Below are 24,278 nucleotides of genomic sequence, written 5' to 3'. Positions count from 1 at the left end.
CGCGTCCCTGTGTTTACGAACCGGGCTGTCCTGCCGCCGCATCGAGCGACTGGTAAGGCTGCAGCACCGTGTCGCGTTGCTCGCCGAGAACCCAGGCGAATCCCGAATACATCACCACCAGGCAGACCAGGGTGAACAGCGCCACCATCCACCAGGGCACGATCCGCACCAGGCCGCGACGCTGGTCGCTGAGCCCCTGCCAGTGCGGCGACAGTTCGCGCGGCACGTCGCCGCGCAACTGGCGGATCTGCCGGTAGAGCGCATCGGAAATACCGTCCAGGTCGAGCACGCCGCGAGCCATCACCCGGTACTTGCCCTCGAAGCCGAGGGCCAGGCAGAGGTACATCAGCTCCAGCATCGGCAGATGCTTGACCGGGTTCTTCGACAGCCGGTCGAGCAACTGGAAGAACTTCTCGCCGCCGAAGGTCTCGTTATGGAAGCTGCTCAGCAGGCTGATCTTCGACCATTCGCTTTCGTTGCCCCACGGGGTGGTCACCACCGCCTCGTCGACCACCGTGCACAGCACGTAGCGCGCCGCCATGACCTGGCTGTTTTCCACGCCATCCTGCACGGCGCGGAATTCGAAGAGCTTCATGGCGGAGGTCAACCGCTCCTTGAGCGCCGCAAGGTTCTCCAGCACGCTGCTGTGCTTGAGCCGGACCACTTCCGAAAGCAGTTCGGAAGCCGCCGCCACCAGCGGGTTCAGGCTGACGTTGAAGGCCTCGCCCGGACGCAGGCGCGCCGCGTAGATCATCCGCTCCTCGAGCTGCTCGAAGCGCGGCGGTTCGGCGAAATCGGTCAGCGGCCCCTGGGCCGGTACCTGTCCCTGGTGATCGAGGAGGACGGTCTTCTCGTCCTCGTGGTATTCCCTTTCCTTGATCATGTTCAGTTCCTGATGGCCCAGAATTTCAGTTCAAGCTCGGAGAACTCGCCGGATACGTGGAACGCGAAACCGCCGGAGCGCTCCAGCTGGGTCATATCCTCGGCGTTGGGTTCGAGAATGAAATAGGTCTTGTTGGAGTGGAACGGGATCTGCCGCGGCGCCACCGGCAGCGGCTTGACCCGGATCCCCGGCAGGTGCAGGTTGACCAACTGGCGAATGTGCTCGACCGCACCCACCTTGAGATGCGCGGGCAGGCGCTGGCGCAGTTCCTCCGACTCGCAATTGGCACTGGCGGCGAGCACGAACGAGGCGCTGCCGAGCAGCTTGTGGTCGTGCAGGGGCGAGACCAGGATGCCGTACTGGCGGGCCTGGAGAGGCAGTTCGATGGCATGCTGCTCGAGCACCATCGACAGGACCTGGCGAATCGCCTCCATCAGCCTGCGGAAGCTGGCGCCCTGGTCGCTGTGCTGGTAACGGCTGTCCAGGCGCGGACGCTTGCTCTCGCTGCCGAAGGTGGCGAGGTCGCCGAGCATGGTCAGCAGCACCCGGTACAACTGCTCCGGATGCACCTGCTCCAATCCCAGGTAGTGGCGCAGCAGCAACTCGGTGCGATTGATCAGTTGCAGCATCATGAAATCGCCGACCTCCGCGCCGCCGACCTTGCCATTGGACCGGATACGCTCGGCGATGGTGTCGCCGCGATGGCCGAGCATGCTGATCACCTCCTTCAGGCAGGACAGCAGGTAGGCGGATGCGTGGGCGTGGAGGTAGCTCGGCACGAAGTCGGGGTCGAGGCTGATCACCCCGTCCGGCGTGGTATCCAGCACCACCGCCACCTTCAGTTTGACGTAGGCCTGGTCGCTCTGCTGCTCGCCGAGCAGCAGGCGAAAATCCGGCCGCGCGCAGCTGACCTGCACCATGGAATCCTCGCCGGCGTTGGAGTCCGCCACCTCCAGATCGTAGGCGGTATAGCGCGCCAGGACCTCGGCCTGCTCCGGCCGGCGCGCCTCGATGTGGTTACCGGTGACCAGCGGCAGGGCCAGGTAGATCGGCACGTTCGAGGTATTGGGCGGCACGTCGAGGGCGAGCGGCTCGGTGTTGCCGCCGAGTTCGAACAGGCTGCCGTCGGGCAGTACGCCGGAGGCCTGGCTGATCACCAGCTTGCCCATGTTGAGGAACTGGCGGTCCAGCTCCAGGGCGAGGAAGCCCCAGTTGTAGCTGCCCAGCAACTGGGTCCGGGCCTTCATCTGGTTGTCGTAGTAGCGGTCGTTGTGTTGCAGATGCTGCGGGCGCAGCAGCATGCCTTCCTGCCAGACGATCTTGTGCACGTTCATCGCGCGTCACCCGCCTTGCCGAGCAGTTCGCCGGCATTCAGGATGCCCTTCCGGCCCAGCTTCAGCTCTACCCGGGTCAGCTCTTTCGCCGTGACCGGCACCACGTAGCGCCAGCTTGCCTCGCCGAGATCGCGGTAGGCGGCGAGCACGCCCACGTAGCGGCTCCCCTCCTCCACGCTGAGTTTGAGTTCGACCCGCTCGCCGGGCCGCAGCTCCAGCTCCTCGCTGGTCACCAGGTCGGGGTCCAGGGTCTCCTTGGGACGTTCGTAGAGGCTGAAGAAGTCGGCGTTCTCGAACGCCACCGGGTGCTTCAGCTCGAACAGCCGCACTACCACCGGCGACGGCCGGCCATTGAGGTCGGGATTGACCCGCTCGCCGGCGCTCAGGGCGAGGTCGAGCTTGGTCAGTCTGGAATACGGCGACAGCGTGGAACAGCCGGCCAGCAGCGCCAGGACGGCGAGCATGGCCAGCGCCCTGGCTGGCGGGATCGGGCGACGAGACATGGCGATCATCCTTGGTGCTCGGTGTAGAGGGTGGAAATCAGGCGAACCTGCTCTTCGTAGGCCTGGGCGAAATCACGTGCCAGCAGGCGCTCGCTCCAGTCGTCGTCCTGGCATAGCGACTGGTGGTAGCGACCATAGGCACGCCAGCGGCTGCCCGAGGTGGCCAGCAACGGCCGGCGGCCGTCGCGCTCGAAACGCAGGGTCAGCTGCTGCGGCGAGAAATGCTCGAGGGTCGCGCGCACCGCCGCCCGGCTGGCGCCGAGCAGCGCCACCTGGTGCGCCTGGAGGTCGCGGAAACTGCGTGCGACGGCCTGTTCGCCACTCAACTGGCCAGGCTTGCCATCCCGTAGCAGATGACCCAGCGCCTCGCCGGCATCGGCGCTGAAGCGCAAGGGATTCTTGCCGGTATCGCGCAACGTGCTCAGCGACAGGCGCAGTTCGTTCTTCAGTTCGCTGCGGGTCCGCAGGCTCTGCTGCAAGCCGCCGATGCACTGCCGCAGCAAACCGGCGGCGTTGATCGCCAGCGCTTCGCGCGCAGCGCCGTCGAGGCCTTCGAGGTCCATTCCCAGAGCCTGGCCGAAACGCTGCCAGAAGGCTTCGTCGTGACCCGGACGCGGACTGTCCACGGGTTCCTGCGGAGCCGCCGGGGCGGGCACCAGCTCCGGTACGACCAGGCTTTCCATGTCGATCCGCGCGTAGTCCGCACGCGCCCCGGCCTCCTGGCTGGGCAGGGCGATCGCGCTCAGGTCGTCGAGTTCGTAGGCATCTGCACCGTCCTGGTCGAGCGCCTGCAACGGATCGAGGGCCAGGAAGGCATCGTCCGGAATGATGCTGCCCGCCGGCTGCGGCCGCCCGACGTCCATGGCGAGCTCGTCGGGCTCGCGCAGCAACCGCGCGCGGATCTCGAAGTCGCCGAGCAGGAAGACGCTGTCCTGCTCGATGCGCTGCGGCTCGCCATGCGGCAGGCGGCTGCCGTTGCCGGCGCGGATGCCGTTGCTGCTGGTGTCGGTCAGGTAGAACGCGCCGTTGCGATAGCTGACCCGCGCATGCTGCTTGGACAGGTGCCGCTTGCGATCGGGAATCGCCCAATCGCACTCACCGCCGCGGCCGATGAGGCCGCCGTTCCTGCCGAAGGTCTTGCTGCATAGCTCCGTCGGTACGAATTGCTTGGCGCTGAGCATTTCCAATACCAGTTCCATGAGATCGCTCCTTGCGGTCACTTGCCGCGATTGACCGCCTGCGGATCGCCAAGCGGGCGATAGTCGCCGTCGTTGAATTTGTAGTTGCCGCTGCAACCGGCGAGGCCGCAGAGGACGGCCAGGGCCAGAAGCACGGCGGGCCAGTGACGAACAGGCATCAGGGAGTCTCCATGGAAGGGCTGCGGACGCCGCGCTCCAGGCGCGCGCCCGGCTGGGCTGGTTGGAAGGAAATCTCGATCATGGGTTTCAGGTCCGGGGATCGCCGAAATGAATGTTCAGGCGTCCCATGCGATAGATCAGGGTTCGTCGCGGCAGACCCAGTTCGCGCGCGGCGAGGGTCTGGTTGCCAGCGTTCCTGCGCAGGCAGGCGAGCAGCAGGTCCCGTTCGATCTGCTCCAGGTGCTCGCGCAGCTTGAGCGGCGCCTCCGCTTCCGGGGGCGCGCGCAGGGAAAAGTGTTCGGCCAGCAGCACCTCGCCTTCGCAGAGCAGTACCGCGCATTCCACCAGTCCCTTCAGCTCCCGAACGTTGCCGGGAAAGCCATAGCCGTCGAGCAGTTCCAGCGCTTCCGCGGACCAGCCCAGCGGCGCGCGGCGCAGGAACACGCAGGCGCGTTCGGCGAAATGCCGGGCCAGTTCGAGGGCGTCGCCCTCGCGCTGGCGCAACGGCGGCAACTCGATGGGAAACTGCGCCAGCCGGTAGTAGAGGTCTTCGCGGAACTTGCCATCGCGTACCAGCAGGGCGAGGTCACGGTGGGTAGCGGCGATGATGCGTACATCGACCTTGTGCGTGTCGTTGCCGCCGAGCGGGCGAATCTCGCCTTCCTGCAACACGCGCAACAGCTTGGCCTGGAGCGACAGGGGCATGTCGCCGATTTCGTCGAGCAGCAGGGTTCCGCCATCCGCGGCATCGAACAACCCGGGGCGATCGCGCTCGGCACCGGTAAAGGCGCCCCTGCGGTAGCCGAACAGCTCGCTTTCCAGCAGGTTTTCCGGAAACGCCGCGCAGTTCTGCACCACGAACGCCTGTGCTCGCCGCGGGCCGTACTCGTGGATCGCCCGTGCGACCACCTCCTTGCCGGTGCCGGTCTCGCCCTGCAGCAACACGGTATAGGGGTTGTGCAGGACCTTGCTGATCAGGCGGCAGGTCTCACGCATCGCCGCGCTCCTGCCGATCAGCCCGTAGCCGCTGACCACCGGCGCGCTGGACGGTCCCTGCGGCTCGCCGGAGGGTTGCGAGAGGCGTTGCAGCAGATGCAGCTGGGCCAGCACGAACGAGCCCAACTGGCCCAGTGGATGGGCGAATCCCTGCAGGTCCAGTGGGCGCCGGGTGGCGCAGACCACCATGCCCTCGACCGTTTTCTCCGGGCTCACCAGCGGAACGCAGAGCAGGGACAGCCAGGGCTGCTCCCCTGCCGGCAGGAAGCCGGTCTCGTGCAGCCGCGACGGCAGGTCGACGAGACTGACCACGCGGTTCTGGCACAGGGCGAACTGCAGCAACTGCTCGCCGGTGTAGTCCGCCGGCAGGCTCGACGGCTCCAGCGCCTGCAACAGGCCGTCCCGGCATTCGGCGTTGAGGGTGAGCGCGGTATGGGTCTGGTCGAGCAGATACAGCTGGCTCAGCTCGCAGCCGCTGAGTTCGCCGACTGCGCGTGCGAAACCGCCCAGCAGGGCCGCGATGTCTGTTTCCCGCGACAGCGCGCCGAACTGAGCGAGCAGGGCTTCGGCGAAGGCCAGGGGTTGCGGTACGCGGCTGAACATCGCACCCACCTCAGGCGAACTCGCAGAGCACGCGGCCGTGCTCGCCCAGCGTCGCATGGACCCGCTCGAGACGCTCGTCGCGCGCCATCGCTTCCAGCAAACGGTCGGCCACCAGCGGCAGCAGGTGCGTGTCCAGCAGGTGGTCGATCAACCGTGCGCCGCTGTCGCTCTGGGTGCAACGCTCGGCCAGGTGGTCCACCAGCGCCTGGCTGTAGTCGAAAGCCAGTTGACGGCGGGCCAGACGCTCGCCGAGGCGTTCCAGCTTGATCTCGATCAGCTCGCGCAGTACCGGGCCGCCCACCGGGTAGTAAGGCACCACGCGCATGCGCGCCAGCAGCGCCGGCTTGAAATGCCGGCTGAGCGCCGGCCGGATGGTTTCCTCCAGGAGTTCGGCGGAAGGCCGCGCGCCGTCCTGGCAAAGCGCGGCGATGTGCTCGCTGGCGAGGTTGGAGGTCATCAGGATCAAGGTATTGCGGAAATCGATCTCGCGCCCTTCACCATCGTTGGCCACGCCCTTGTCGAAGATCTGGTAGAACAGGTTGAGCACGTCCGGATCGGCCTTCTCCACCTCGTCCAGCAATATCACCGAATAGGGCTTCTGGCGTACCGCCTCGGTGAGCATGCCACCCTCGCCATAGCCGACATAGCCGGGCGGCGCGCCGATCAGGCGCGAGACGGTGTGCTTCTCCTGGAACTCGGACATGTTGATGGTGGTGATGAAACGCTCGCCGCCATACAGCAGGTCGGCCAGCGCCAGCGCGGTCTCGGTCTTGCCCACCCCGCTCGGGCCCACCAGCAGGAACACGCCGACCGGCGCATCGGGCTTGTTCAGCCCGGCCGCGGTGGCGCGCATCGCGCGGTCCAGGGCGCTGACCGCCTGTTCCTGGCCACGGATCCGCGCCCGCAGGTCGTCAGCGAACCCCATCACCTTGGCGTTGTGTTCCCGCGCCAGTTGTTCCACCGGTACGCCGGTCCAGGCGCCGATCACCTCGGCAACCAGGCGCGGGCAGACCTCGAAGCTGACCAGCCGCCCCTGGGCCTGGGCATCGGCGAGCGCCTGGCGGGTTTCGTGAAGGGCCTTTTCCAGGGCTTCGACACCGCCATGCTCGTCGGCCGGGAAAGCCTCCGCATCCGCCTCGCTGCCCTGCTCTTCCCAGTTCGCCTCGCGGGCCCTGGCCAATTGCTGGCGCAGGGCGAGCAGGCGCTCGGCGAGTTCGCGCTGGCGGCTCCACTGGTCCTCCTGTACGTGCCGCTCGCTTTCCGCCTGGGCCAGACGCTCCTCCAGCGCCTGCAGGGCATCGTGGTCGATCGGCAGGCCTGCCTCGGCATCGCGGCGCAGGGCCTGGCGCTGGCGCTCGCCTTCGGCCAGCTCGCCGCGCAGGCGCTCGAGATTCTCCGGCGCCGCCGCCAGGCTGATGCGCACCCGCGCACAGGCGGTGTCGAGGACGTCGACGGCCTTGTCCGGCAACTGGCGACCCGCCAGGTAGCGGGCGGACAGTTCGGCGGCGGCCACCACCGCGTCGTCGCGCAGGTAGATACCGTGGTTTTCCTCGTAAACCCGGGCCAGGCCACGCAGGATCGTCACCGCCTCGGCAACGCTCGGCTCATGCAACTGCACGGGCTGGAAGCGCCGGGCCAGCGCCGGGTCCTTCTCGAAATACTTCTTGTATTCGGCCCAGGTCGTCGCCGCGATGGTGCGCAACTCGCCACGTGCCAGGGCCGGCTTGAGCAGGTTGGCGGCATCCGAGCCGCCGGCCTGACCGCCCGCGCCGATCAGCGTATGGGCCTCGTCGATGAACAGGATGGTCGGCCTGGGCGCTGCCTTCACTTCGTCGATGACGCCTTTCAGGCGCCGCTCGAACTCGCCCTTCACGCTGGCACCGGCCTGCAACAGGCCCATGTCGAGGGACAACAGCTCGACGTCCCTCAGCGCCGGCGGCACTTCCCCTGCGGCGATCCGCGAGGCCAGGCCTTCGACGATGGCGGTCTTGCCGACGCCGGCCTCGCCGACCACGATGGGGTTGTTTTTCCGCCGACGGGCCAGGATGTCGACCATCTGGCGAATAGCCCCGTCGCGACAGAGCACCGGATCGAGCTTGCCGTCGCGCGCCTGCTGGGTAAGGTTGTGGGTGAAACGCTGCAACAGGGACTCGCCGCCGCCCGGCTTGCCGCTGGGCGCGCCCTCCAGCGGCTGCGAGAGCGCGAAATCCTTCAACCGCTCGATGTCGAGCCGCGCCAGCAGCGGCTGGTAGCGGCTGCCGGCATAGCGCAACGGGTTGCGTAGCAGGGCCAGGATCAATGCCGCCTGGTCGATCTGGCTACGGCCCAGTTCGAGGTTGGCCAGCAACAGCGCATCCTGCAGCCACTGCACCAGCTCGGGCGCGAACACCGGATTGCGCGAGGCGCTGTGCTCGCCCCGCGCTTGCAACGCGGCGTTGAGTTCGCCGGCGTCCACCGCGGCATCCTGCAGGGCGCGCGCCAGCAGTCCCTGGGGACGCTCCAGCAGGCCCAGCAACAGGTCCTCCACCAGTACCTTGCTGCCGCCACGGGCTACGCAGCGCTCGGCCGAGCCTTCGAGGTCGCGCCGGGTGTCGGCATCCAGCGCCTGAATCAGTTGTTGCAGGTCTACGTTGATCATGCTCATCCATCCTTAATGAATCTTGCTGCCCAGCGTCACCACGCCATCGGCGCGCTCCCGGCCCAGCCAACTGGTCCAGCCAAGGCGGCAGGCGTTCTGCGCGCCGATGCGGAACTCGCGGATTTCCTCGTGGCGCAAGACCAGCCGGATGTCGTAGTCGAGCGGGTCGCGCAGGGTGAAGCGGACCAGCGCGCAAAGCGGCTGGTAGCCGGGACCGATCGGCAGGAACTCGTGGAAGCGCTGCCAGTCGAGCTGGCGGATATGAATGCGGAACTTGCCGCTGCGGTCGCGGACCCGTTCGCCCAGCACCGCGTCTTCGCCAAGCTGGCTGTTGAACAGGCCGAGTCGGTTGCGCTGCTCTTCGAGGATCGCGACGCGCCGTTCGATACACTGCTCGGCGACCAGTTCGGCATGCTTGAAGTAGTAGCGCAGCACCGACTCGATCAAGGCCGCCGAGTGCGCCCGCAGGCTGAGCAGGCCCAGGTAGGGCAGCAGGCGTTTCCAGTTCAGTTCCCTGGCCTTGCGGATCTCTTCCCCGCCCAATCCGACGAGGGCGAACAACTGAGCGGAGAACGCATCGCTCGCGCCGCTCTGGAAGCTCACCCGGTAACGGTACTTGCGCCAGATCGGCAACAGCAGCCGATGCAGGCGGTGATGGAAGAGATCGAGGAAGTTCCGCGTAGGATTGCCCTCCTCGCTGTCGCCCAGGGCCTGCTCGCTGTAGAACGCCGGCAACGGCGAACTGGCACCGAACAAGCCGATCAGGTTGAAACGCAGCCGCGCCCGCAGCATGCCGCGCTCTTCGAAGAACTCCACCCGATCGACATCGCTGCCCGGGAAGCCGAGGCTAGGATTGGCCTGGAATTCCAACTGATCGTAGAGCGCCTCGTCTCCCAGGCCGGGATATTCCTCGCGCAGGCGATCCATGACCAGCAGGACCGCCTGGAACAGCGAGTACTCGCGAATGCCCCGGGCCAGCGCGCTTACAGCAGGGGCTGCAAACCCATGCGCGGTTTCCATTGGTACACGTCTCCCTGTGTGCTCCTCACCCGCAACTCGTGGTAGGAGTTGATGCTGGCGTAAAGCGCGAAAAATTCGTTCAGAACCGAAGCGAACACGAACAGGTCGCCCTCGCCGATGTAGCCTTCCGGATCGATCGTCAGCTCGGTACGCAAGCCGCGCAGCGGCAGGCCCCGATGCAGGCGGTCGACATGCTCGTGGCGGACCGCCTTGAGCCCGCCCAGCAGGCGCTTGCTGACCTTCGCCGCATGCTGGTCGTAGTAGCGCGGCAGGTCGTAGGTTTCGAGGATCACCTTGAGCGCGTCGACGTTGGCCAGCGACAGGTAGTTGAGCGACATGTTGCTGATCAGTTTCCAGAGGAAATCGCGGTTCAGCGGCGGCGCGTAGCTCGGCGTCGCCGGGGTGATATTGCGGAAACCGAGGAACTCCGGCGTGCCTTCGCAGGCGACGCAGATATCGCCCAGGCGCAGCCGTTGGGGCAGGTTCTGGTTGGTGCAGGTCAGTTCCACCGACAGCGTCTCGATCTGCTCGGGATGGCGGATGCCGAAGCTCAGATAGGTGTCCAGGCCATCGTGCAGCAACGAGGTACGTTGCCGGACGCTGTAGTGGGGCCGTGCTTCGGGAACGTCGAAGCTGGGATCGTGCTCGAAGGACTCGAACGGCACGTAGGCCTGGTAGCCGAGCCCGCCCGGCCGCCAGCCGGTGACGCCCTCTACCGAGAACACCCCGCAGTCCTCCAGGCTGTATTCGGCCGGCATCAGCAGGTATTCGTCCTGCTTGCCGTCTAGGCGGATCGGCAGCGCATCGTGGCGGAACAGGTTGGCCACCGGCGTACAGTACAGCTTGACGTTCTCCAGCGTCGGGTGCAGGCGCTGGATGCCGCTCTTGCGGATATCGAAGCGCAACTCAAGGCCGCGGACCTGCTTGAGGGTTTCCTCGGGCAGAGCGCCGAGCAGGTCAAGGCCATCCACGTCGACGAACAGGAACTTGTCCTGGAACGCGAAGTATTCCTGCAGGTAGCGATAGCCACGGAAGGTATTCAGCGGATAGGGAATCAACGCCTCGTCTTCGGCGAACCCCACCGGCTGCACCCGCTCGCCCGTCAGGCGGAACGACATCGGCTTGCCGGCCACGCCATCCAGCGGCCGCCCATGGGCGTCCAGCGGAATCAGTTGGATGCTCTCCAGGTTGCGCAGCAGGCACAGATAGAGCATCTGGCTGATGTAGCGCTCGCCGGCCAGGTGCAGGCGCAGCCGACTCAGGCCCAGCTCGCCGAGATGCCCGTCGCAGTTCATCGCCAGGCGCAGGCCGAGCAGCGCACCCTCGCCGGTCACCGAATAGTTGAGCGCCTCCAGCACCAGCGGCAGGACTTCGGTGGCGTAGCAGATACGGAAGCGACAGGCGACCTCGCCCACCGGCCGGCTCTCGACCGGCGTATCGCGCTCCACGCGCAGCGCCCCGCCCGGGCGGGTCAGGGGGTCGAACTGGAGAATGCTGAAAGCCGGCAGCGGGCGCATATAGTTCGGCCACAGCAGGTGCATCATCGAGTGGCTGAGTTCCGGCAACTCGTCGTCCAGCTTCTGCCGCAACCGCCCGGTCAGGAAGGCAAAGCCCTCGAGCAGGCGCTCGACATCCGGATCGCGTCCGACCTGCCCGAGAAACGGGGCCAGGGCCGGGCTACGCTCGGCGAAACGGCGCCCCAGCTGGCGCAGTGCGGTGAGTTCGCTCTGGTAGTAATGATTGAAGGACACGGCTTACCTGCTGGATATCGTTTCACTGATGGCAGTCGTCTGACCGCTGCCGCCAAAACCGCAATGACATTTCTGGCCTGAAGATCGGAAACCCACGGTGTCCGTTGTCTTTCCGTAATCGACCCGATTCGCGCCCATCTCAGAAGACCTCATGGACGAACCAGGCATCGAAGCGGTACAGCGCCAGGCCGAGGCGTCACCCTGGCGGGCCGCCGCGAGGCCGTCGAAGAACACGTCGGCGGAACCGACGACGATGGGGTTGCTGCCGTGCCCGGGGAGCGGACAAGCGGTGGGATCGGAAACGCGGGCTGCGGGTTTGCCGGACATCGAAACCTCCTTAGCTGACCTTCACCTGGCCGCTGCCATCCAGGCGTGCGGAAAAACTCACCTGGCGCTTGAAACCTTCCACCTCCAGCAACCCTTCGATGCTGAAGGCCAGGCGGAGCTGGTCGTTGTCGCGCGGCAGGGAAACGACACGCACGTTGCTCAAGCGCGGTTCGTAAGCCTCGATGAAACCTTCGATGGCCGAGCGGGCCTGGCTCAGGGAGTCGTGCAGGCTCAGGCGCATGTCGTTGAGATCGGGCAACCCGTAGTCGGACAGCGTCTGCACGCTGCCCGCCCGGGTGCTGAGCATCTTGCCCAGATGGGCAGCCACCGACGCCATGGCGGAAACCTCGCGGCTCCAGCCGACGCGCTTATCCGCGTCGCCGTTCAGGCGCTCGAACAGGCTGCCGTATCCGGTCATGGAAAGCTCCGCTTACTCTTTGTCCAGCTTGCCGACCAGCGACAGGGTGAAGTCCGCCCCCATGTACTTGAAGTGCGGGCGCACGTTCAGGCTGACGCGGTACCAGCCCGGCTCGCCCTCGACGTCACTGACGATGATCTGTGCAGCGCGCAGCGGGCGACGGCCGCGCACTTCGGCGCTGGGGTTTTCCTGGTCGGCGACGTACTGGCGGATCCACTTGTTCAGCTCCAGCTCGAGGTCGGTACGCTCCTTCCACGACCCCAGCTGTTCGCGTTGCAGGACCTTCAGGTAATGGGCCAGGCGGTTGACGATCATCATGTACGGCAACTGGGTGCCGAGCTTGTAGTTCAGCTCCGCGGCCTTGCCTTCGGCGCTGATGCCGAAGAACTTCGGCTTCTGCACCGAGCTGGCGGAGAAGAACGCGGCGTTGTCGCTGCCCTTGCGCATGGTCAGGGAAATGAAGCCTTCCTCGGCCAGTTCGTACTCGCGGCGATCGGACACCAGCACCTCGGTGGGGATCTTGGTCTCGATCTCGCCCATGCTCTCGAAGTGGTGCAAAGGCAGGTCCTCCACCGCACCGCCGCTCTGCGGCCCGATGATGTTCGGGCACCAGCGATACTTGGCGAAGCTGTCGGTCAGCTTGGTGCCGAAGGCATAGGCGGTGTTGCCCCACAGGTAATGCTCGTGGCTGTTGGCCACGGTCTCCTTGTAGGCGAACGACTTGACCGGATTCTCTTCCGGATCGTAGGGCGTGCGCAGCAGGAAGCGCGGTACGGTCAGCGCCACGTAGCGGGAATCCTCGGACTGGCGGAAGCTCTGCCACTTGGCGAACTGCGGGCCTTCGAAATGATCCTTCAGGTCCTTCAGGTCCGGCAGGCCGGTGAAGCTTTCCAGGCCGAAGAACTTCGGACCGGCGGCCGCCACGAACGGCGCATGGGCCATGCAGGCCACGCTGGAGACGTATTGCATCAGCTTGACGTCGGGCGAACTGGGCGACATGTAGTAGTTGGCGATGATGGCGCCGACCGGCTGGCCACCGAACTGGCCGTATTCGGCGGTGTAGATGTGCTTGTACAGGCCGGACTGCATCACCTCGGGCGAGTCCTCGAAATCGTCCAGCAGGTCCTGCTTGGAAACGCTGAGAATCTCGATCTTGATGTTCTCGCGGAAGTTGGTGCGGTCGACCAGCAGTTGCAGGCCGCGCCAGGCCGACTCCAGCGCCTGGAAATCGGGATGATGGAGGATCTCGTCCATCTGCGTGCTGAGCTTGGCATCGATCTCGGCGATCATCCGGTCGACCATCGCCTTCTTCACCGGCTCGCCGTCGTTCTGCGGCTTGAGCAATTCCTCGATGAAGGCGGAGACGCCGCGCTTGGCGATGTCGTAGGCCTCGTCGTCCGGGCTCAGGCGGGTCTCGGCGATGATGCTGTCGAGAATGTTGTATTCGCCGTTCTGGTTCCGGCCTTGCTGTGCGGCACTGGTGCTCATGTATCTGCTTCCTTGGCTAGGGGGTGGCTCAGGCGTCCTGGGAGGGGGCGGCGCTCAGCCCCAGCTCGCCCAGCACACGGCTACGGGACTCGTCGTCGGCGAGTACGCTTTCGATGGCCTTGCGGAACGCCGGGGCGTTGCCCAGCGGGCCCTTGAGGGCCACCAGCGCATCGCGCAACTCCATCAGCTTCTTCAGCTCGGGCACCTGCTCGACGATGCTGGCCGGGTTGAAGTCCTTCATCGAGTTGATCTGCAGCCCCACCGCCAGCTCGTCGCTGCCGCCCTCCTCCTGGAGACGATTGGGTACGCTCAGCGTCAGCCCCAGCTCCTGCTTGGCCAGGACCTCGTCGAAGGTCATCTTGTCGATGCCGATCGGCTTGCGGTCCTCCACCTTGCGCTCATCCGCGCGCTGGGTGTAATCGCCGATCGCCAGTAGCTTCAACGGCAGTTCGATTTCTTCCTGGGCACCGCCAGTGGCGGGCTTGAAGGTGACGTTGATGCGTTCCTTTGGGGCTACCGAGCCTTCTTTGGCCATGGCTTTTTCTCCTTGAGAATTGAGGGCGCGAAGCCCTATTCGAGCACCACCTCGAGATCGAGGTGGCACAGCCTGCGATAAATGTCTTCCTTGCGTTCTCGCACGGCGTGGTTCTGCGGCAACAGCTCGCAGCAGCTATGCAGCAGGTGCAGTACATCCAGCGCCAGATCGGGCTCCCAGGCGTGCAATCCCGATTCGTGCAACTGATGGTCGAGGCTCTCCAGCTGGGTCTTGGCCAGCTCGTACTTCTTCGCCAGGAAGCACAGTCGCGCGAGGCTCAGTTGCCAGAAGAACCGGGCGCGCCCGCCGTGGGCGCGCTTCATGCCCTGCTTCAACACCTGTACCGCCGCCTTCAGGCCGTCCTTGCGCAACACCGGCTGGACCTCGTCCAGGGCGACGTCCCATTCGGCCTGCAGGGCCACGGTCTCGACCTTGCGCGGCGCACTGTCGTTCTGGAGATGGGGCATGACATGGGCGCTGATCCAGCCGCGGGTGGCCGCATCGGCGAATGCGCTGCCGTCGTGGAAACGCAGCTCCACCAGCCCCGGCAGACGCTGCAGGAGCAAGGCGAAATGCATTTCGACTTCCCGCATCGCCTGCTCGGCGTTGAGCCCTTGCAGGCACTCCCAGACCAGGCGCTGGCCGTCGAACCAGAACGGCGCCCGTGCCAGGCTCGCCTCCAGCTCCACCAGGAGATCGGCGTACAGGCCCTGGGCGAAACGCTCCTGGTAGCTTTTCAGCTTGTCCGCCGGCACTCCCCTTAGCGCAGTGACCTGTTCGGCATTGCGCTCGGGCATGGACTCGATGGGCAGCCAGAGCATCGTCCGGTTGAGGCGCAGCGCGCGCAGATCGGTGGCTTTCTGCTTCAGCCACCAGGCGCACAGGGGGCGTGCGGCCTCCTGCTGGGCGCGCATGGCCTTGTGGGCGTCGCGCTCGTTGTCGATGGGCGCACCCGGCGCCAGCAACTGGCTGGCCGCCTGCTTGACCTGGGCCACCACGGCGCCGACCACGCCAGGTTCGGGCTGGTTGTCGGCGGCGCGCTGGAGCATGCCCGAAAGGCGTCGGCTGATCGGCAGCAACAAGGGCGCGTCGTCGCCCAGTTGCGCGGTCAGCGCGGTATCGAGTTTTTCCAGGTGCTCGGCGAGACGCCGGAACAGGGGGAGTTGCTCCTTGATCGGTACGTTCTCGTTCAGCGCCTGCTCCAGCCGGGGCACCAGCCAGGCAATGGCCGCGGCGCGAGTGCGCGCCTTGAGCGGATGGATCTCGACCCAATGCCGGCTGCACAGACGTTCCAGCAATCCCAGTCCGGCCAGCAAACCGGGAAAGGATTCCCGTTGGTAGAGAGCCCAGGTCAACCAGGCTGCAACACGCAGGTCCTTGGATTGGGCACGAAGCAGCGCTTCGCTGTTTTCCAGGATTTTCAACCAGTCGGTCTGGCCGTTCTCATGGAGCGAGAGCGCCTTGCCCAGCTCATTTTCCAGCGCCTCGTATTCGCTGGAAAAACGCACATCCTCACCCGCAAAGACATCCTTTGAAATCGGCTGTTCCGCGAGTTCCAGATAATGCGAGGAGAGCTTGCTCGAATAGGTCATCCTAACCCTTCAATGCACACCATGTGCGCCAATGAATATCTTAACAATTCAACTAGTTGGCATAAAAACCGAACAAAAATCCCAATAGCCTGAAGAGCTCTTTGCCTTTTCCATGAAAACAACATAAAAACTGGCAAGCAACAGGACATTCCCTCTTTGGGAATTTTCCTATTCATTGATACGAATCAATGAAAGATTTTCAGCCAAACGTCAGGCGTCTGCGTCCATGCCCTTTACGGCTTGGCTCTAGCCATCATAACGACATTGATGGCCATTTGGAAAACCCTACCAAAACAGGTAGTTAACAATTTATAAAAAATAAGGCAGGCAGTATGGATTCCTCCGGAGAGCCTCGAAACATAGGCGTTCCAAGCGAACCAACAGCTGATTTAGAGCGTAACAGCGATTGTGCAAGAAGTTGCACAATGAAAACCAAGAAATATCCCCAATAACAACCCGCAACCCTTGAAAATACTGGCCTGGACACTACTGCGCAAAAAGTTGCACAACACTGCGCAACTTCTTGCTCAATTCACTTGTTATTTTTCTTTTCAGAATGAGACATGGATAACAATCAGCCATTGGATGAGATTGATTAAAAGAGCCATGAAAAGACTGGCACGGGAATTGTTAGGGAAATTAATCGAGATGGGCGGTCCCATGGCCACCGGCGAGGAAGTTGCGCCGTGACCGACTGCAGGCGGGACGCACCGCTGCGTTTACCCTGGACACGCCCGTACCGCACCGGCTGGGCGGAAATCGATAGCGACCCGAGCAGTCAGGAAAGCAGGATTCGATGACCGCCGCAGCGCCTATCGCCAAGCCCTCGATGACCAACTTATGCGGTAGGCCGCGTACGGCGACGACAGAGAATTGCGCACCGCTTACCCGCTCGACAGTGCTGTGCGCCTACTGGCGAGAAAGCTGCCCGACAGTAGTCGGGTCGGCTAGCGCGGCCAGTCGGTCGATGCCCTCCTGGGCATCGACCTCAACGGCCAGTAACTGACCCGCCACCAGCGCAGCGCCGGGTACCAACAGCAGCGCCAGGAAAGCGAGCTACGAATAATCAGGAAAAACGCGCATCCAGCCCGATGCATAAAAATTTCGCTCTACCCGAAATTCCCGCTCATGACAGAAATCACTGCCTCGCCAACCGCTGATCGAAGCTCCCCTCAATCCAGCATCCCCACATACCCCGGCACCTCCCCCACTCGCTTGATCCACGCGCGGATCGCCGGGTAGGCCGTCAGGTCGAAGCCGCCTTCATGGGCGACATGGGTGTAGGCGTAGAGGGTGATATCGGCGATGGAGAACTGTTCGCCGACCAGGAATGGCGTGCGCGACAGCTGTTTCTCCATGACGTCGAGGGCCTTGTAGCCGCCGGTCTTCTTCTCTTCGAACTCGGCGCGGCGGGCTTCCGGGAGGCCGAGGTAGAGCTTGATGAAGCGCGCCACGGCCACATAGGGCTCATGGCTGTATTGCTCGAAGAATTGCCATTGCAGCACCTGGGTGCGCAGGCGCGGTTCGCTGGGCAACAGAGCGCTGCCGTCGGCGAGGAAGTTGAGGATGGCGTTGGACTCCCACAGGCAACTGCCGTCCTCCAGCTCCAGCACCGGTATCTTGCCGTTGGGGTTCTTCGCCAGGAACTCCGGGGTCTGGGTCTCGCCCTTGAGAATGTCCACCGGAACCCACTGGTAGTCGATGCCGAGCAGCGACATGGCCAGCTTGATCTTGTAGCAGTTGCCCGAACGGTAATCACCGTAGACCTTGTACATCGTGTCGCTCCTCGGATCGGATGGCCGGCGCCCTCGGAGGAGCGCCGATGAGGGTTCAGGCCGCTTCGGCGGCCTGGGCGTCGCGGACGACCTTGGCCAGGCGCCGCAGGCCTTCGTGCAGGCGCTCCGGGGCGACGTGGCTGAAGTTCAGCCGCAGACGCCCGAGGTTCTGCTCCGGCTCGGCGAAGAAAGGTTCGCCGGGCATGAATGCGACATCGGCGGCCAGCGCCGGCTGGAGCAGGGTGCGGGTATCCAGCGGCTGCCTGAGGGTCAGCCAGAAGAACAGCCCGCCCTCCGGGATATTCCATTCGGCCAGCTCGCCGAAGTGCTCCAGCAGCGCCTCCTGCATGGCGTCGCGGCGGACCCGGTAGAACTCGCGCAGTTCGGCCAGGTGCTGGCGGTAGGCCTCGCTGCCGAACCATTGCAGCGCCTGCCACTGCCCTACCCGGTTGGTATGCAGGTCGGCCGACTGTTTCAGCCGCAGCAGGTGCGGGAACAGGTCCGGGGTGGCGATCAGGAAACCGACGCGCAGGCCCGGCAGCAGGGTCTTCGACACCGTGCCGGTATAGATCCAGCTGGACTTGCGCAGGCGGCTGACCAGCGGGGTTGCGCGGCCCTCGTCGAACACCAGTTCGCGATAGGGTTCGTCTTCGATCAGGGTCACGCCGAATTCGTCTAGCAGCGCCGCCACCGCGTCGCGGCGTTCCTCGCTGTAGCGCACGCCGGACGGATTCTGGAAAGTCGGGATCAGGTAGGCGAAGGCCGGCTTGTGTCGCTCCAGGCGCTGCCGCAGGGCAACCAGGTCGGGGCCCTCGGCACCCAGCGGCACGGTCACGCAATCGGCGCCGAACAATTGGAAGGCCTGTAGCGCGGCGAGGTAGGTCGGCGCCTCGAGCAGCACCTCGGTGCCCGGATCGATGAACAGCTTGCTGGCCAGGTCGAGGGTCTGCTGCGAACCGCTGACGATCAGCACCTGGCTCGCCTCGCAGGGGACGCCGAGGGCGCGCGCTTCGGCGGCGATGGCTTCGCGCAGGGCAGGCTCGCCTTCGCTCATGCCGTACTGGCCCATGGAGGCCGGCATCTGCTCCCACTGCACCTTCGGCAGCATCGGCTCGGCCGGCAGCCCGCCGGCGAACGACATCACCTCCGGACGCTGCGCCGCGGCAAGGATTTCGCGGATCAAGGAGCTTTTCAGGCGGGAGATGCGTTCAGAGAAGGCCATGGGATCACCGGTAGCGTAGGCGGGGAAAAATGAGTCAAACTGCTTGACCGAAACTACGATGCCGCGCCCGGAAGCGTCAATATGCCTGACCTGAAAAACCACGCCGTCCAGCAGCAGGCCATGATGGAAGCCTTCTTCTTCGCGTACCAGGCCTTCACCACCAAGCCTGACGAGATGCTCGCCCGCCGCGGCCTGGGTCGCGTGCACCACCGCGTGCTGTTCTTCATCGCCCGCTATCCGGGCCTCAGCGTGAAGGAACTGCTGGCCCTGCTCGGCGTGACCAAGCAGGCGCTGAACATCCCGCTGCGCCAGTTGCTGGAGATGAACCTGATCGGCAGCGCCACCGCCGACGACGACAAGCGCAAACGCCTCCTCGGCCTCACCGCCGAGGGCGTGCGGTTGGAAAAGGCGCTGCGTCGCGAGCAGTCGCGGCTGCTCCAACGCTGCTTCGAGGAAGCCGGCGGCGAAGCGGTCTCCGGCTGGCTGGCGGTCAATCGCACCCTGGCTCGGGCGCATGCAGGCAGCCGCGGCGAAGCGGCGACGGAGGCCGCCGACTGACGCCCCATGGGCCTGGCGCCTGGACGCTCCGGCTGCCCGCTAGCCCCGCTCCAGCTCCCGCGCCGCGCGCCAGCAGGCCAGCGCCATGGCCAGGGTGGCGGCCAGCAGCGGCAGTACCGCCAGCACCAGCAACAGCACCGAAGCCAGCATCGCGCCGCCGGCGATGTCCAGCCAGGCCATGATCCGCAGCGACGGATAGAGGTTTTCCTGCTTGAGCAGACGCAGGCCCAGCCAGAGGGTGGTAGCGCCGATCAGCGCAAGCAGCGCGAAGTACACCAGCGCCTGCCAGTTCCAGCCCTGCAGCGCATCGTCGGTAACCGCCAGCAGGCTCCAGCCCTCGCCCAGCAGGGTCAGGAGAATCGACAACCATACCGGCCAGGCCAGCGAGGGGCCGCGAAAGCGCGACTCGACCAGGTGCTTGAGCCGCAGCAGCAGGTAGGCGCCGAGCAGGCTGAGGAGCAGGCCCAGCCAGTCGGCGTAGACCCCGAACGCGGCGCCATCGCCGAATGCCTCCAGCAGGCTGAGCACCATCAGCACCACGCCGCCGGCTATCGAGGCCAGGCAGAGCCAGGCGAGGATGCGCAGTTGCGCGGACGTCCAGCGCCGGCGGAAAGCATCCGGTATGCCCTGCTCGACCAATTCGACACGCGGCGTGGCGTAGGGGTTTGCATCCATGGCGAAGCTCCTCGGCAAATGCCGGGAAGTTACCAGCTCCGCCAGCTTCCGGCAGCTGCGACTGTATGGCCAACTATGTCCGCGGCTGTACCGGGACAGCCCCTGGCCGGCTGTTTAGGCTGCGCAAAACAGAAAAAGATGATCGGCACTCCGCGCCTCGCGCAACCTGCCCCGTGGCTCCGCCTACCGCCGTGCCCGGTCGTCCCGCACACTCCATGGAAGTACCCGGCATGACCGAAACCACCCAGCCCCAGCCTCGTCTGCGTCCGTTCGCCGACTCCTCTCCCGCCGCCGTGGTGGCCGGCTTCGTCGCCATGCTCACCGGCTACACCAGCTCGCTGGTACTGATGTTCCAGGCCGGGCAGAACGCCGGTCTCAGCAGCGCGCAGATTTCCTCGTGGATCTGGGCCCTGTCGATCGGCATGGGCCTGGCGACCATCGGCCTGACCCTGCGCTACCGGGTGCCGATCGTGATCGCCTGGTCCACCCCCGGCGCGGCGCTGCTGATCAGCAGCCTGCCCGGAGTGCCGTACAGCGAGGCGATCGGCGCCTTCATCGTCTGCGCCCTCCTGATCACCCTGTGCGGCGTCACCGGCAGCTTCGAACGCCTGATGCGCCAGGTTCCCTCCTCGCTGGCCTCGGCGCTGCTGGCCGGGGTGCTGTTCCGCATCGGCATCGAGATCTGCAACGCCGCCGAGCAACAGACCCTGCTGGTGCTGGCGATGTTCTTCAGCTATCTGCTGTGCAAACGCTTCTCGCCGCGCTATGCGGTGTTCGCTGCGCTACTGGTGGGGGTGCTGCTGGCCGGGATACTGGGCCAGCTGGACTTCAGCAGGTTCCGCCTGGAACTGGCGGTACCGGAGTGGACCACGCCGAGCTTCTCCCTGGCCGCCACCATCAGCATCGGCATCCCGTTGTTCATCGTCGCCATGGCGTCGCAGAACATGCCCGGCATCGCCGTGCTGCGCGCCGACGGCTACCAGGTGCCGGCCTCGCCGCTGATCTCGAGCACCGGCATCGCCTCGATCCTGCTGGCGCCGTTCGGCTCCCACGGGATCAACCTGGCGGCGATCAGCGCGGCGATCTGCACCGGTCCCTCGGCCCACGAGGACCCGCACAAGCGCTATACCGCGGCGCTCTGGTGCGGCTTCTTCAACTGCGTCGCGGGAACCTTCGGCGCCACCCTGGCAGCGTTGTTCGCGGCGTTCCCCAAGGCACTGGTGCTGTCCATCGCCGCCATCGCCCTGCTCGGCTCGATCATGAACGGCCTGGCCAACTCGATGGCCGACGAGCGCCAGCGCGAGGCCGCGCTGGTGACCTTCATGGTCACCGCCTCCGGCTTCACCCTGCTGTCCATCGGCTCGGCGTTCTGGGGCCTGGTGGCCGGCCTGCTGACTCAGTTCGTGCTCAACTGGCGGCGCGGCTGACCGACCTCAGTCCGGCGCCGTCACGGGCGCCGGCGCGGCCTGGTGGCCACGGCTGACCCACCAGCCGAAGGCCGCCGCGGTGAAGAACATCAACACCCCGTAGATCGCCGGCGGAATCGCCATGGTGCTGTTGTTCAGCAGGCTCGGACTCAGCGCCAGGGCGATCGCCAGGGTGCCGTTGTGGATGCCGATCTCCATGCCGATGGCCACCGCCTGGGCCTTCGGCAGGCGCAGCAGGCGCGGTACCCAATAGCCCACCGCCAGGCTCAGCAGGTTGAAGGCCAGCGCGGCCAGCCCGACCACCGGCGCGTAGGTGACGAAGGTCTGCCAGTCCTTGGCCAGCGCCAGCAGGATGATCACCAGCAACAGCAGCGCGGAAAGGATCTTCACCGGCTTCTGCAGCCGATCCGCCACGGCCGGCAGGCGGTTGCGCACCAGCATGCCGATGGCCACCGGGCCGAGGACGATGACGAACACCTGCATGACCTTGCCGAACTGCAGGGGAATCGCCTGCCCGTCGCCCATGAAGTATTGCAGCGACAGATTGACGATCAGCGGCATGGTGAGGATGGCGATCACCGAGTTCACCGCGGTCAGGGTGATGTTCAGTGCCACGTCGCCATGCGCCAGGTGGCTGTAGAGGTTGGCGGTGGTGCCGCCGGGCGAGGCCGCCAGCAACATCATGCCGACCGCCAGGGCCGCCTCGAGGGCGAAGCCCTGGACGATCAGGAAACAGGCCATGGGCAGCAGGACGATCTGGCACACCAGGCCGACCAGCACCGGCTTCGGGTAGCGCACCACGCGGAGGAAGTCGGCCGGGGTCAGGGACAGTCCGAGACCGAGCATGATGATGCCCAGGGCGATGGGGAGGAACAGGGTCAGGATGGGATCGGCGGTCATTATTGTTATTGCTCCGATGCGATGGAGACGGGCTCAGGCCCCGGATTCTCGACCCAGGTTAGTCCCCCGGCAGTGGCCTGGCGCGCCAAACCGCGCGCCGACCTGTAACAGAATGCGAATGCCCCGCGCCGGGGCATCCCGATTGTATCGCCGCCCGCTCAGATCGCCGTCGCCCCGCCGTCCACTGGCAAGGCGATACCGGTGGTGAAGCCCGCGTGGTCGCTGCACAGGTAGAGCACCGCGGCGGCGATTTCCTCGACCCGTCCGACCCGACCCAGCGGATGCATCGCGGCGGCGAACTCGGCCTTGCGCGGATCGGCCTCGTAGGCGCGGCGGAACATGTCGGTGTCGATCACCGCCGGACACACGGCGTTGACGCGGATGCCCTTCTTCGCGTACTCGATCGCCGCCGATTTGGTCAGGCCGATCACCGCGTGCTTGGAAGCAGCGTAGATGCTCATCTTCGGCGCCGCGCCGAGCCCGGCGACCGAGGCGGTGTTGACGATCGCGCCGCCGCCCTGGGCCAGCATCAGCGGGATCTGGTGCTTCATGCACAACCAGACGCCCTTCACGTTGACAGCCATGATGGCGTCGAACTCGGCTTCGTTGCCGTCGGCCAGCTTGCCCTGCTCGATCTCGATGCCGGCGTTGTTGAAGGCGTAGTCGAGACGGCCGTAGGCCGCCGCGCAACCCTCGACCAGCGCCTTGACCTCGGCGTCGCGGGTGACGTCGCAGCGAATGAAGAGGGCTTCGCCACCTGCCTGGCGGATCGCTTCGACCGTGCCCTCGCCGCCGGCGCTGTCCAGGTCGGCGACCACCACCTTGACCCCGGCGGCGGCGAAGGCCAGCGCGGTAGCGCGGCCGATGCCCGCCGCACCGCCAGTGACCAGTGCGACCTGGCCGGAAAGAAGTTTGCTCATCTGCTGCTCCTCGGAAAATCGCCTTCCGCCAACCGCGACGGAACCGGGCCGCGCCAGTCTAGCCAGGGCCGGCGCAAGGCATAGCACTATCAGGGGACTGGAGGATGGGCCATCCAGCCCGCTGATAAGACTGATGGCGGCGAATCATCGGCATAGATGACCGGTCATTTCCGCACTCGCCTTCGCTTGCCGCCGGCGCCGGTGCCGGCTATCCCTAGGGACCTGTTTCCCGACATTCGAGTGCCCTGCCATGACCTCCCAGATCAATCGGCAATACCAGTTGGCCCAGCGTCCCAGCGGGCTGCCCGGCCGCGACACCTTCAGTTTCGTCGAGACCCCGCTCGGCGAGCCGGCCGAGGGCCAGATCCTGGTGAAGAACGAGTACCTGTCGCTGGACCCGGCGATGCGCGGCTGGATGAACGACGCCCGCTCCTACATCCCGCCGGTGGGGATCGGCGAGGTGATGCGCGCGCTCGGCGTCGGCAAGGTGCTGGTTTCGAAGCACCCCGGCTTCCAGGCCGGCGACTACGTCAACGGCGCCCTCGGCGTGCAGGACTATTTCGTCGGCGAGCCCAAGGGTTTCTACAAGGTCGACCCGTCCCGCGCGCCGCTGCCGCGCTATCTCTCGGCGCTGGGCATGACCGGCATGACCGCCTACTTCGCGTTGCTCGACGTCGGCCAGCCGAAGAGCGGCGAGACCGTGGTGATCTCCGGCGCCGCCGGTGCGGTGGGCAGCGTTGCCGGGCAGATCGCCAGGCTCAAGGGCTGCCGGGTGGTGGGCATCGCCGGCGGCGCCGAGAAATGTCGTTTCCTGGTCGAGGAGCTGGGCTTTGACGGCGCCATCGATTACAAGAACGAAGACCTCGCCGCCGGACTCAAGCGCGAATGCCCGAAGGGCATCGATGTGTTCTTCGACAACGTCGGCGGCGAAATCCTCGACACGGTGCTCACCCGTATCGCCTTCAAGGCACGCATCGTCCTCTGCGGGGCGATCAGCCAGTACAACAACAAGGAAGCGGTGCGCGGCCCGGCCAACTACCTGTCGCTGCTGGTCAATCGGGCGCGCATGGAAGGCATGGTGGTGATGGACTATGCCCAGCGCTTCCCAGAAGGCCTGAAGGAGATGGCCACCTGGCTGGCGGAAGGCAAGCTGCAATCGCGCGAGGACATCGTCGAAGGCCTGGAGACCTTCCCCGAGACCCTGCTCAAGCTGTTCAGCGGGGAAAACTTCGGCAAGTTGGTGTTGAAGGTCTGAGGTCCGCCGCCGGCGCGAAGAAGCGGCGGATAGCGCCTTGCGCTATCCGCCCTGCGCCTCGCCTCGAAGAGCGTGTGCACTGAAGAAATAATGATTCCCG

21 protein-coding genes and 1 pseudogene are annotated in these 24,278 nt (G+C 65.5%); 3 read left to right on the top strand and 19 right to left on the bottom strand.

The genetic code is table 11. The features are described from left to right. Positions 1-13 precede the first annotated feature (13 nt). The 16 genes and pseudogenes from icmH to LT948_RS10570 form a co-directional block, all read right to left on the bottom strand. Positions 14-883: a type IVB secretion system protein IcmH/DotU gene (gene icmH, locus LT948_RS10645; protein ID WP_003120354.1), complete on the bottom strand. Its 870-nt coding sequence runs from the start codon at positions 881-883 to the stop codon at positions 14-16. A 2-nt stretch (positions 884-885) separates the two neighbouring features. After that, the gene (gene tssK / locus LT948_RS10640; RefSeq protein WP_003087620.1) at positions 886-2,217 is read right to left on the bottom strand and encodes a type VI secretion system baseplate subunit TssK; all 1,332 of its coding nucleotides are present in this window, start codon (positions 2,215-2,217) and stop codon (positions 886-888) included. Then, positions 2,214-2,720: a type VI secretion system lipoprotein TssJ gene (tssJ, locus tag LT948_RS10635; RefSeq protein WP_003110438.1), complete on the bottom strand. Its 507-nt coding sequence runs from the start codon at positions 2,718-2,720 to the stop codon at positions 2,214-2,216. Before tssJ ends, tssK begins: the two co-directional genes overlap by 4 nt. Before the next feature lie 5 nt (positions 2,721-2,725). After that, positions 2,726-3,919 (bottom strand): type VI secretion system-associated FHA domain protein TagH, encoded by a 1,194-nt coding sequence (gene tagH, locus LT948_RS10630; protein WP_073657120.1) that lies wholly within the window; start codon positions 3,917-3,919, stop codon positions 2,726-2,728. 17 nt (positions 3,920-3,936) lie between these two features. Continuing rightward, positions 3,937-4,077 (bottom strand): hypothetical protein, encoded by a 141-nt coding sequence (locus LT948_RS10625; RefSeq protein ID WP_003087614.1) that lies wholly within the window; start codon positions 4,075-4,077, stop codon positions 3,937-3,939. Between the two features lie 88 nt (positions 4,078-4,165). Continuing rightward, a complete protein-coding gene (locus LT948_RS10620; protein WP_003110440.1) occupies positions 4,166-5,677 on the bottom strand; it encodes a sigma-54 interaction domain-containing protein in 1,512 nt (503 codons plus the stop codon). A gap of 10 nt (positions 5,678-5,687) precedes the next feature. Continuing rightward, positions 5,688-8,321, bottom strand: coding sequence for a type VI secretion system ATPase TssH (gene tssH, locus LT948_RS10615; RefSeq protein WP_218816308.1), 2,634 nt, complete (start codon positions 8,319-8,321; stop codon positions 5,688-5,690). A 6-nt stretch (positions 8,322-8,327) separates the two neighbouring features. Beyond that, positions 8,328-9,335 carry a type VI secretion system baseplate subunit TssG gene (tssG, locus tag LT948_RS10610; RefSeq protein ID WP_003087607.1) on the bottom strand — a complete coding sequence of 336 codons (1,008 nt, stop codon included), beginning with the start codon at positions 9,333-9,335 and terminating at the stop codon, positions 8,328-8,330. Continuing rightward, positions 9,299-11,086 carry a type VI secretion system baseplate subunit TssF gene (gene tssF, locus LT948_RS10605; RefSeq protein ID WP_023091985.1) on the bottom strand — a complete coding sequence of 596 codons (1,788 nt, stop codon included), beginning with the start codon at positions 11,084-11,086 and terminating at the stop codon, positions 9,299-9,301. Before tssF ends, tssG begins: the two co-directional genes overlap by 37 nt. Before the next feature lie 159 nt (positions 11,087-11,245). Then, positions 11,246-11,413: pseudogene (locus tag LT948_RS10600) on the bottom strand (PAAR domain-containing protein); the annotation flags it as partial. A 10-nt stretch (positions 11,414-11,423) separates the two neighbouring features. Beyond that, the gene (gene tssE / locus LT948_RS10595) at positions 11,424-11,831 is read right to left on the bottom strand and encodes a type VI secretion system baseplate subunit TssE (RefSeq protein ID WP_019683149.1); all 408 of its coding nucleotides are present in this window, start codon (positions 11,829-11,831) and stop codon (positions 11,424-11,426) included. Between the two features lie 12 nt (positions 11,832-11,843). Further along, positions 11,844-13,319, bottom strand: coding sequence for a type VI secretion system contractile sheath large subunit (gene tssC / locus LT948_RS10590; RefSeq protein ID WP_003087596.1), 1,476 nt, complete (start codon positions 13,317-13,319; stop codon positions 11,844-11,846). A 28-nt stretch (positions 13,320-13,347) separates the two neighbouring features. Further along, complete coding sequence (gene tssB / locus LT948_RS10585; protein WP_003114607.1) at positions 13,348-13,854, bottom strand: type VI secretion system contractile sheath small subunit; 507 nt, start codon at positions 13,852-13,854, stop codon at positions 13,348-13,350. Between the two features lie 35 nt (positions 13,855-13,889). Next, entirely contained in the window at positions 13,890-15,446 is a 1,557-nt protein-coding gene (tssA, locus tag LT948_RS10580) for a type VI secretion system protein TssA (RefSeq protein WP_003097814.1), read from the bottom strand. A 1,172-nt stretch (positions 15,447-16,618) separates the two neighbouring features. Continuing rightward, on the bottom strand, positions 16,619-17,221 hold the full coding sequence (locus LT948_RS10575; RefSeq protein WP_023091986.1) for a glutathione S-transferase family protein: 603 nt from the start codon (positions 17,219-17,221) through the stop codon (positions 16,619-16,621). Positions 17,222-17,276: 55 nt separating this feature from the next. Next, entirely contained in the window at positions 17,277-18,443 is a 1,167-nt protein-coding gene (locus LT948_RS10570; RefSeq protein ID WP_003097818.1) for an aminotransferase-like domain-containing protein, read from the bottom strand. An 81-nt stretch (positions 18,444-18,524) separates the two neighbouring features. Between LT948_RS10570 and LT948_RS10565 the strand changes: the two genes are divergently transcribed. After that, positions 18,525-19,001 (top strand): MarR family winged helix-turn-helix transcriptional regulator, encoded by a 477-nt coding sequence (locus tag LT948_RS10565; protein ID WP_003097819.1) that lies wholly within the window; start codon positions 18,525-18,527, stop codon positions 18,999-19,001. A 39-nt stretch (positions 19,002-19,040) separates the two neighbouring features. Here the strand turns inward: LT948_RS10565 and LT948_RS10560 are convergent, their stop codons facing one another. Then, positions 19,041-19,676 (bottom strand): hypothetical protein, encoded by a 636-nt coding sequence (locus tag LT948_RS10560; RefSeq protein WP_023091987.1) that lies wholly within the window; start codon positions 19,674-19,676, stop codon positions 19,041-19,043. A 230-nt stretch (positions 19,677-19,906) separates the two neighbouring features. Between LT948_RS10560 and LT948_RS10555 the strand changes: the two genes are divergently transcribed. After that, positions 19,907-21,103 carry a benzoate/H(+) symporter BenE family transporter gene (locus LT948_RS10555; protein WP_003087572.1) on the top strand — a complete coding sequence of 399 codons (1,197 nt, stop codon included), beginning with the start codon at positions 19,907-19,909 and terminating at the stop codon, positions 21,101-21,103. A gap of 6 nt (positions 21,104-21,109) precedes the next feature. Here the strand turns inward: LT948_RS10555 and LT948_RS10550 are convergent, their stop codons facing one another. Continuing rightward, positions 21,110-22,003: a bile acid:sodium symporter family protein gene (locus LT948_RS10550; RefSeq protein WP_003087569.1), complete on the bottom strand. Its 894-nt coding sequence runs from the start codon at positions 22,001-22,003 to the stop codon at positions 21,110-21,112. A 158-nt stretch (positions 22,004-22,161) separates the two neighbouring features. Beyond that, the gene (locus tag LT948_RS10545) at positions 22,162-22,923 is read right to left on the bottom strand and encodes an SDR family oxidoreductase (RefSeq protein ID WP_003120415.1); all 762 of its coding nucleotides are present in this window, start codon (positions 22,921-22,923) and stop codon (positions 22,162-22,164) included. A gap of 250 nt (positions 22,924-23,173) precedes the next feature. Between LT948_RS10545 and LT948_RS10540 the strand changes: the two genes are divergently transcribed. Beyond that, positions 23,174-24,178 (top strand): NADP-dependent oxidoreductase, encoded by a 1,005-nt coding sequence (locus LT948_RS10540; protein ID WP_003110637.1) that lies wholly within the window; start codon positions 23,174-23,176, stop codon positions 24,176-24,178. Positions 24,179-24,278: the final 100 nt, after the last annotated feature.

The sequence above is a fragment of the Pseudomonas sp. CP-1 genome (assembly GCF_021213715.1).
In the GTDB taxonomy this organism is placed as follows: Bacteria; Pseudomonadota; Gammaproteobacteria; order Pseudomonadales; family Pseudomonadaceae; genus Pseudomonas; species Pseudomonas aeruginosa.
Note: the sequence above shows the minus strand (reverse complement) of the source record. Positions and strands in the feature narration are given on the sequence as shown.

Bases quoted from the DNA above. Each gene is read 5' to 3' on its own strand.
- tssE (WP_019683149.1), bottom strand. From the start codon at position 11,831: ATGACCGGATACGGCAGCCTGTTCGAGCGCCTGAACGGCGACGCGGAT.
- tssC (WP_003087596.1), bottom strand. From the start codon at position 13,319: ATGAGCACCAGTGCCGCACAGCAAGGCCGGAACCAGAACGGCGAATAC.
- LT948_RS10550 (WP_003087569.1), bottom strand. From the start codon at position 22,003: ATGACCGCCGATCCCATCCTGACCCTGTTCCTCCCCATCGCCCTGGGC.
- icmH (WP_003120354.1), bottom strand. From the start codon at position 883: ATGATCAAGGAAAGGGAATACCACGAGGACGAGAAGACCGTCCTCCTC.
- LT948_RS10540 (WP_003110637.1), top strand. From the start codon at position 23,174: ATGACCTCCCAGATCAATCGGCAATACCAGTTGGCCCAGCGTCCCAGC.
- LT948_RS10560 (WP_023091987.1), bottom strand. From the start codon at position 19,676: ATGGATGCAAACCCCTACGCCACGCCGCGTGTCGAATTGGTCGAGCAG.
- tssB (WP_003114607.1), bottom strand. From the start codon at position 13,854: ATGGCCAAAGAAGGCTCGGTAGCCCCAAAGGAACGCATCAACGTCACC.
- tssA (WP_003097814.1), bottom strand. From the start codon at position 15,446: ATGACCTATTCGAGCAAGCTCTCCTCGCATTATCTGGAACTCGCGGAA.
- LT948_RS10575 (WP_023091986.1), bottom strand. From the start codon at position 17,221: ATGTACAAGGTCTACGGTGATTACCGTTCGGGCAACTGCTACAAGATC.
- LT948_RS10565 (WP_003097819.1), top strand. From the start codon at position 18,525: ATGCCTGACCTGAAAAACCACGCCGTCCAGCAGCAGGCCATGATGGAA.
- tagH (WP_073657120.1), bottom strand. From the start codon at position 3,919: ATGGAACTGGTATTGGAAATGCTCAGCGCCAAGCAATTCGTACCGACG.
- tssK (WP_003087620.1), bottom strand. From the start codon at position 2,217: ATGAACGTGCACAAGATCGTCTGGCAGGAAGGCATGCTGCTGCGCCCG.
- tssJ (WP_003110438.1), bottom strand. From the start codon at position 2,720: ATGTCTCGTCGCCCGATCCCGCCAGCCAGGGCGCTGGCCATGCTCGCC.
- LT948_RS10620 (WP_003110440.1), bottom strand. From the start codon at position 5,677: ATGTTCAGCCGCGTACCGCAACCCCTGGCCTTCGCCGAAGCCCTGCTC.
- tssH (WP_218816308.1), bottom strand. From the start codon at position 8,321: ATGAGCATGATCAACGTAGACCTGCAACAACTGATTCAGGCGCTGGAT.
- LT948_RS10570 (WP_003097818.1), bottom strand. From the start codon at position 18,443: ATGGCCTTCTCTGAACGCATCTCCCGCCTGAAAAGCTCCTTGATCCGC.
- LT948_RS10555 (WP_003087572.1), top strand. From the start codon at position 19,907: ATGACCGAAACCACCCAGCCCCAGCCTCGTCTGCGTCCGTTCGCCGAC.
- tssG (WP_003087607.1), bottom strand. From the start codon at position 9,335: ATGGAAACCGCGCATGGGTTTGCAGCCCCTGCTGTAAGCGCGCTGGCC.
- LT948_RS10625 (WP_003087614.1), bottom strand. From the start codon at position 4,077: ATGCCTGTTCGTCACTGGCCCGCCGTGCTTCTGGCCCTGGCCGTCCTC.
- LT948_RS10545 (WP_003120415.1), bottom strand. From the start codon at position 22,923: ATGAGCAAACTTCTTTCCGGCCAGGTCGCACTGGTCACTGGCGGTGCG.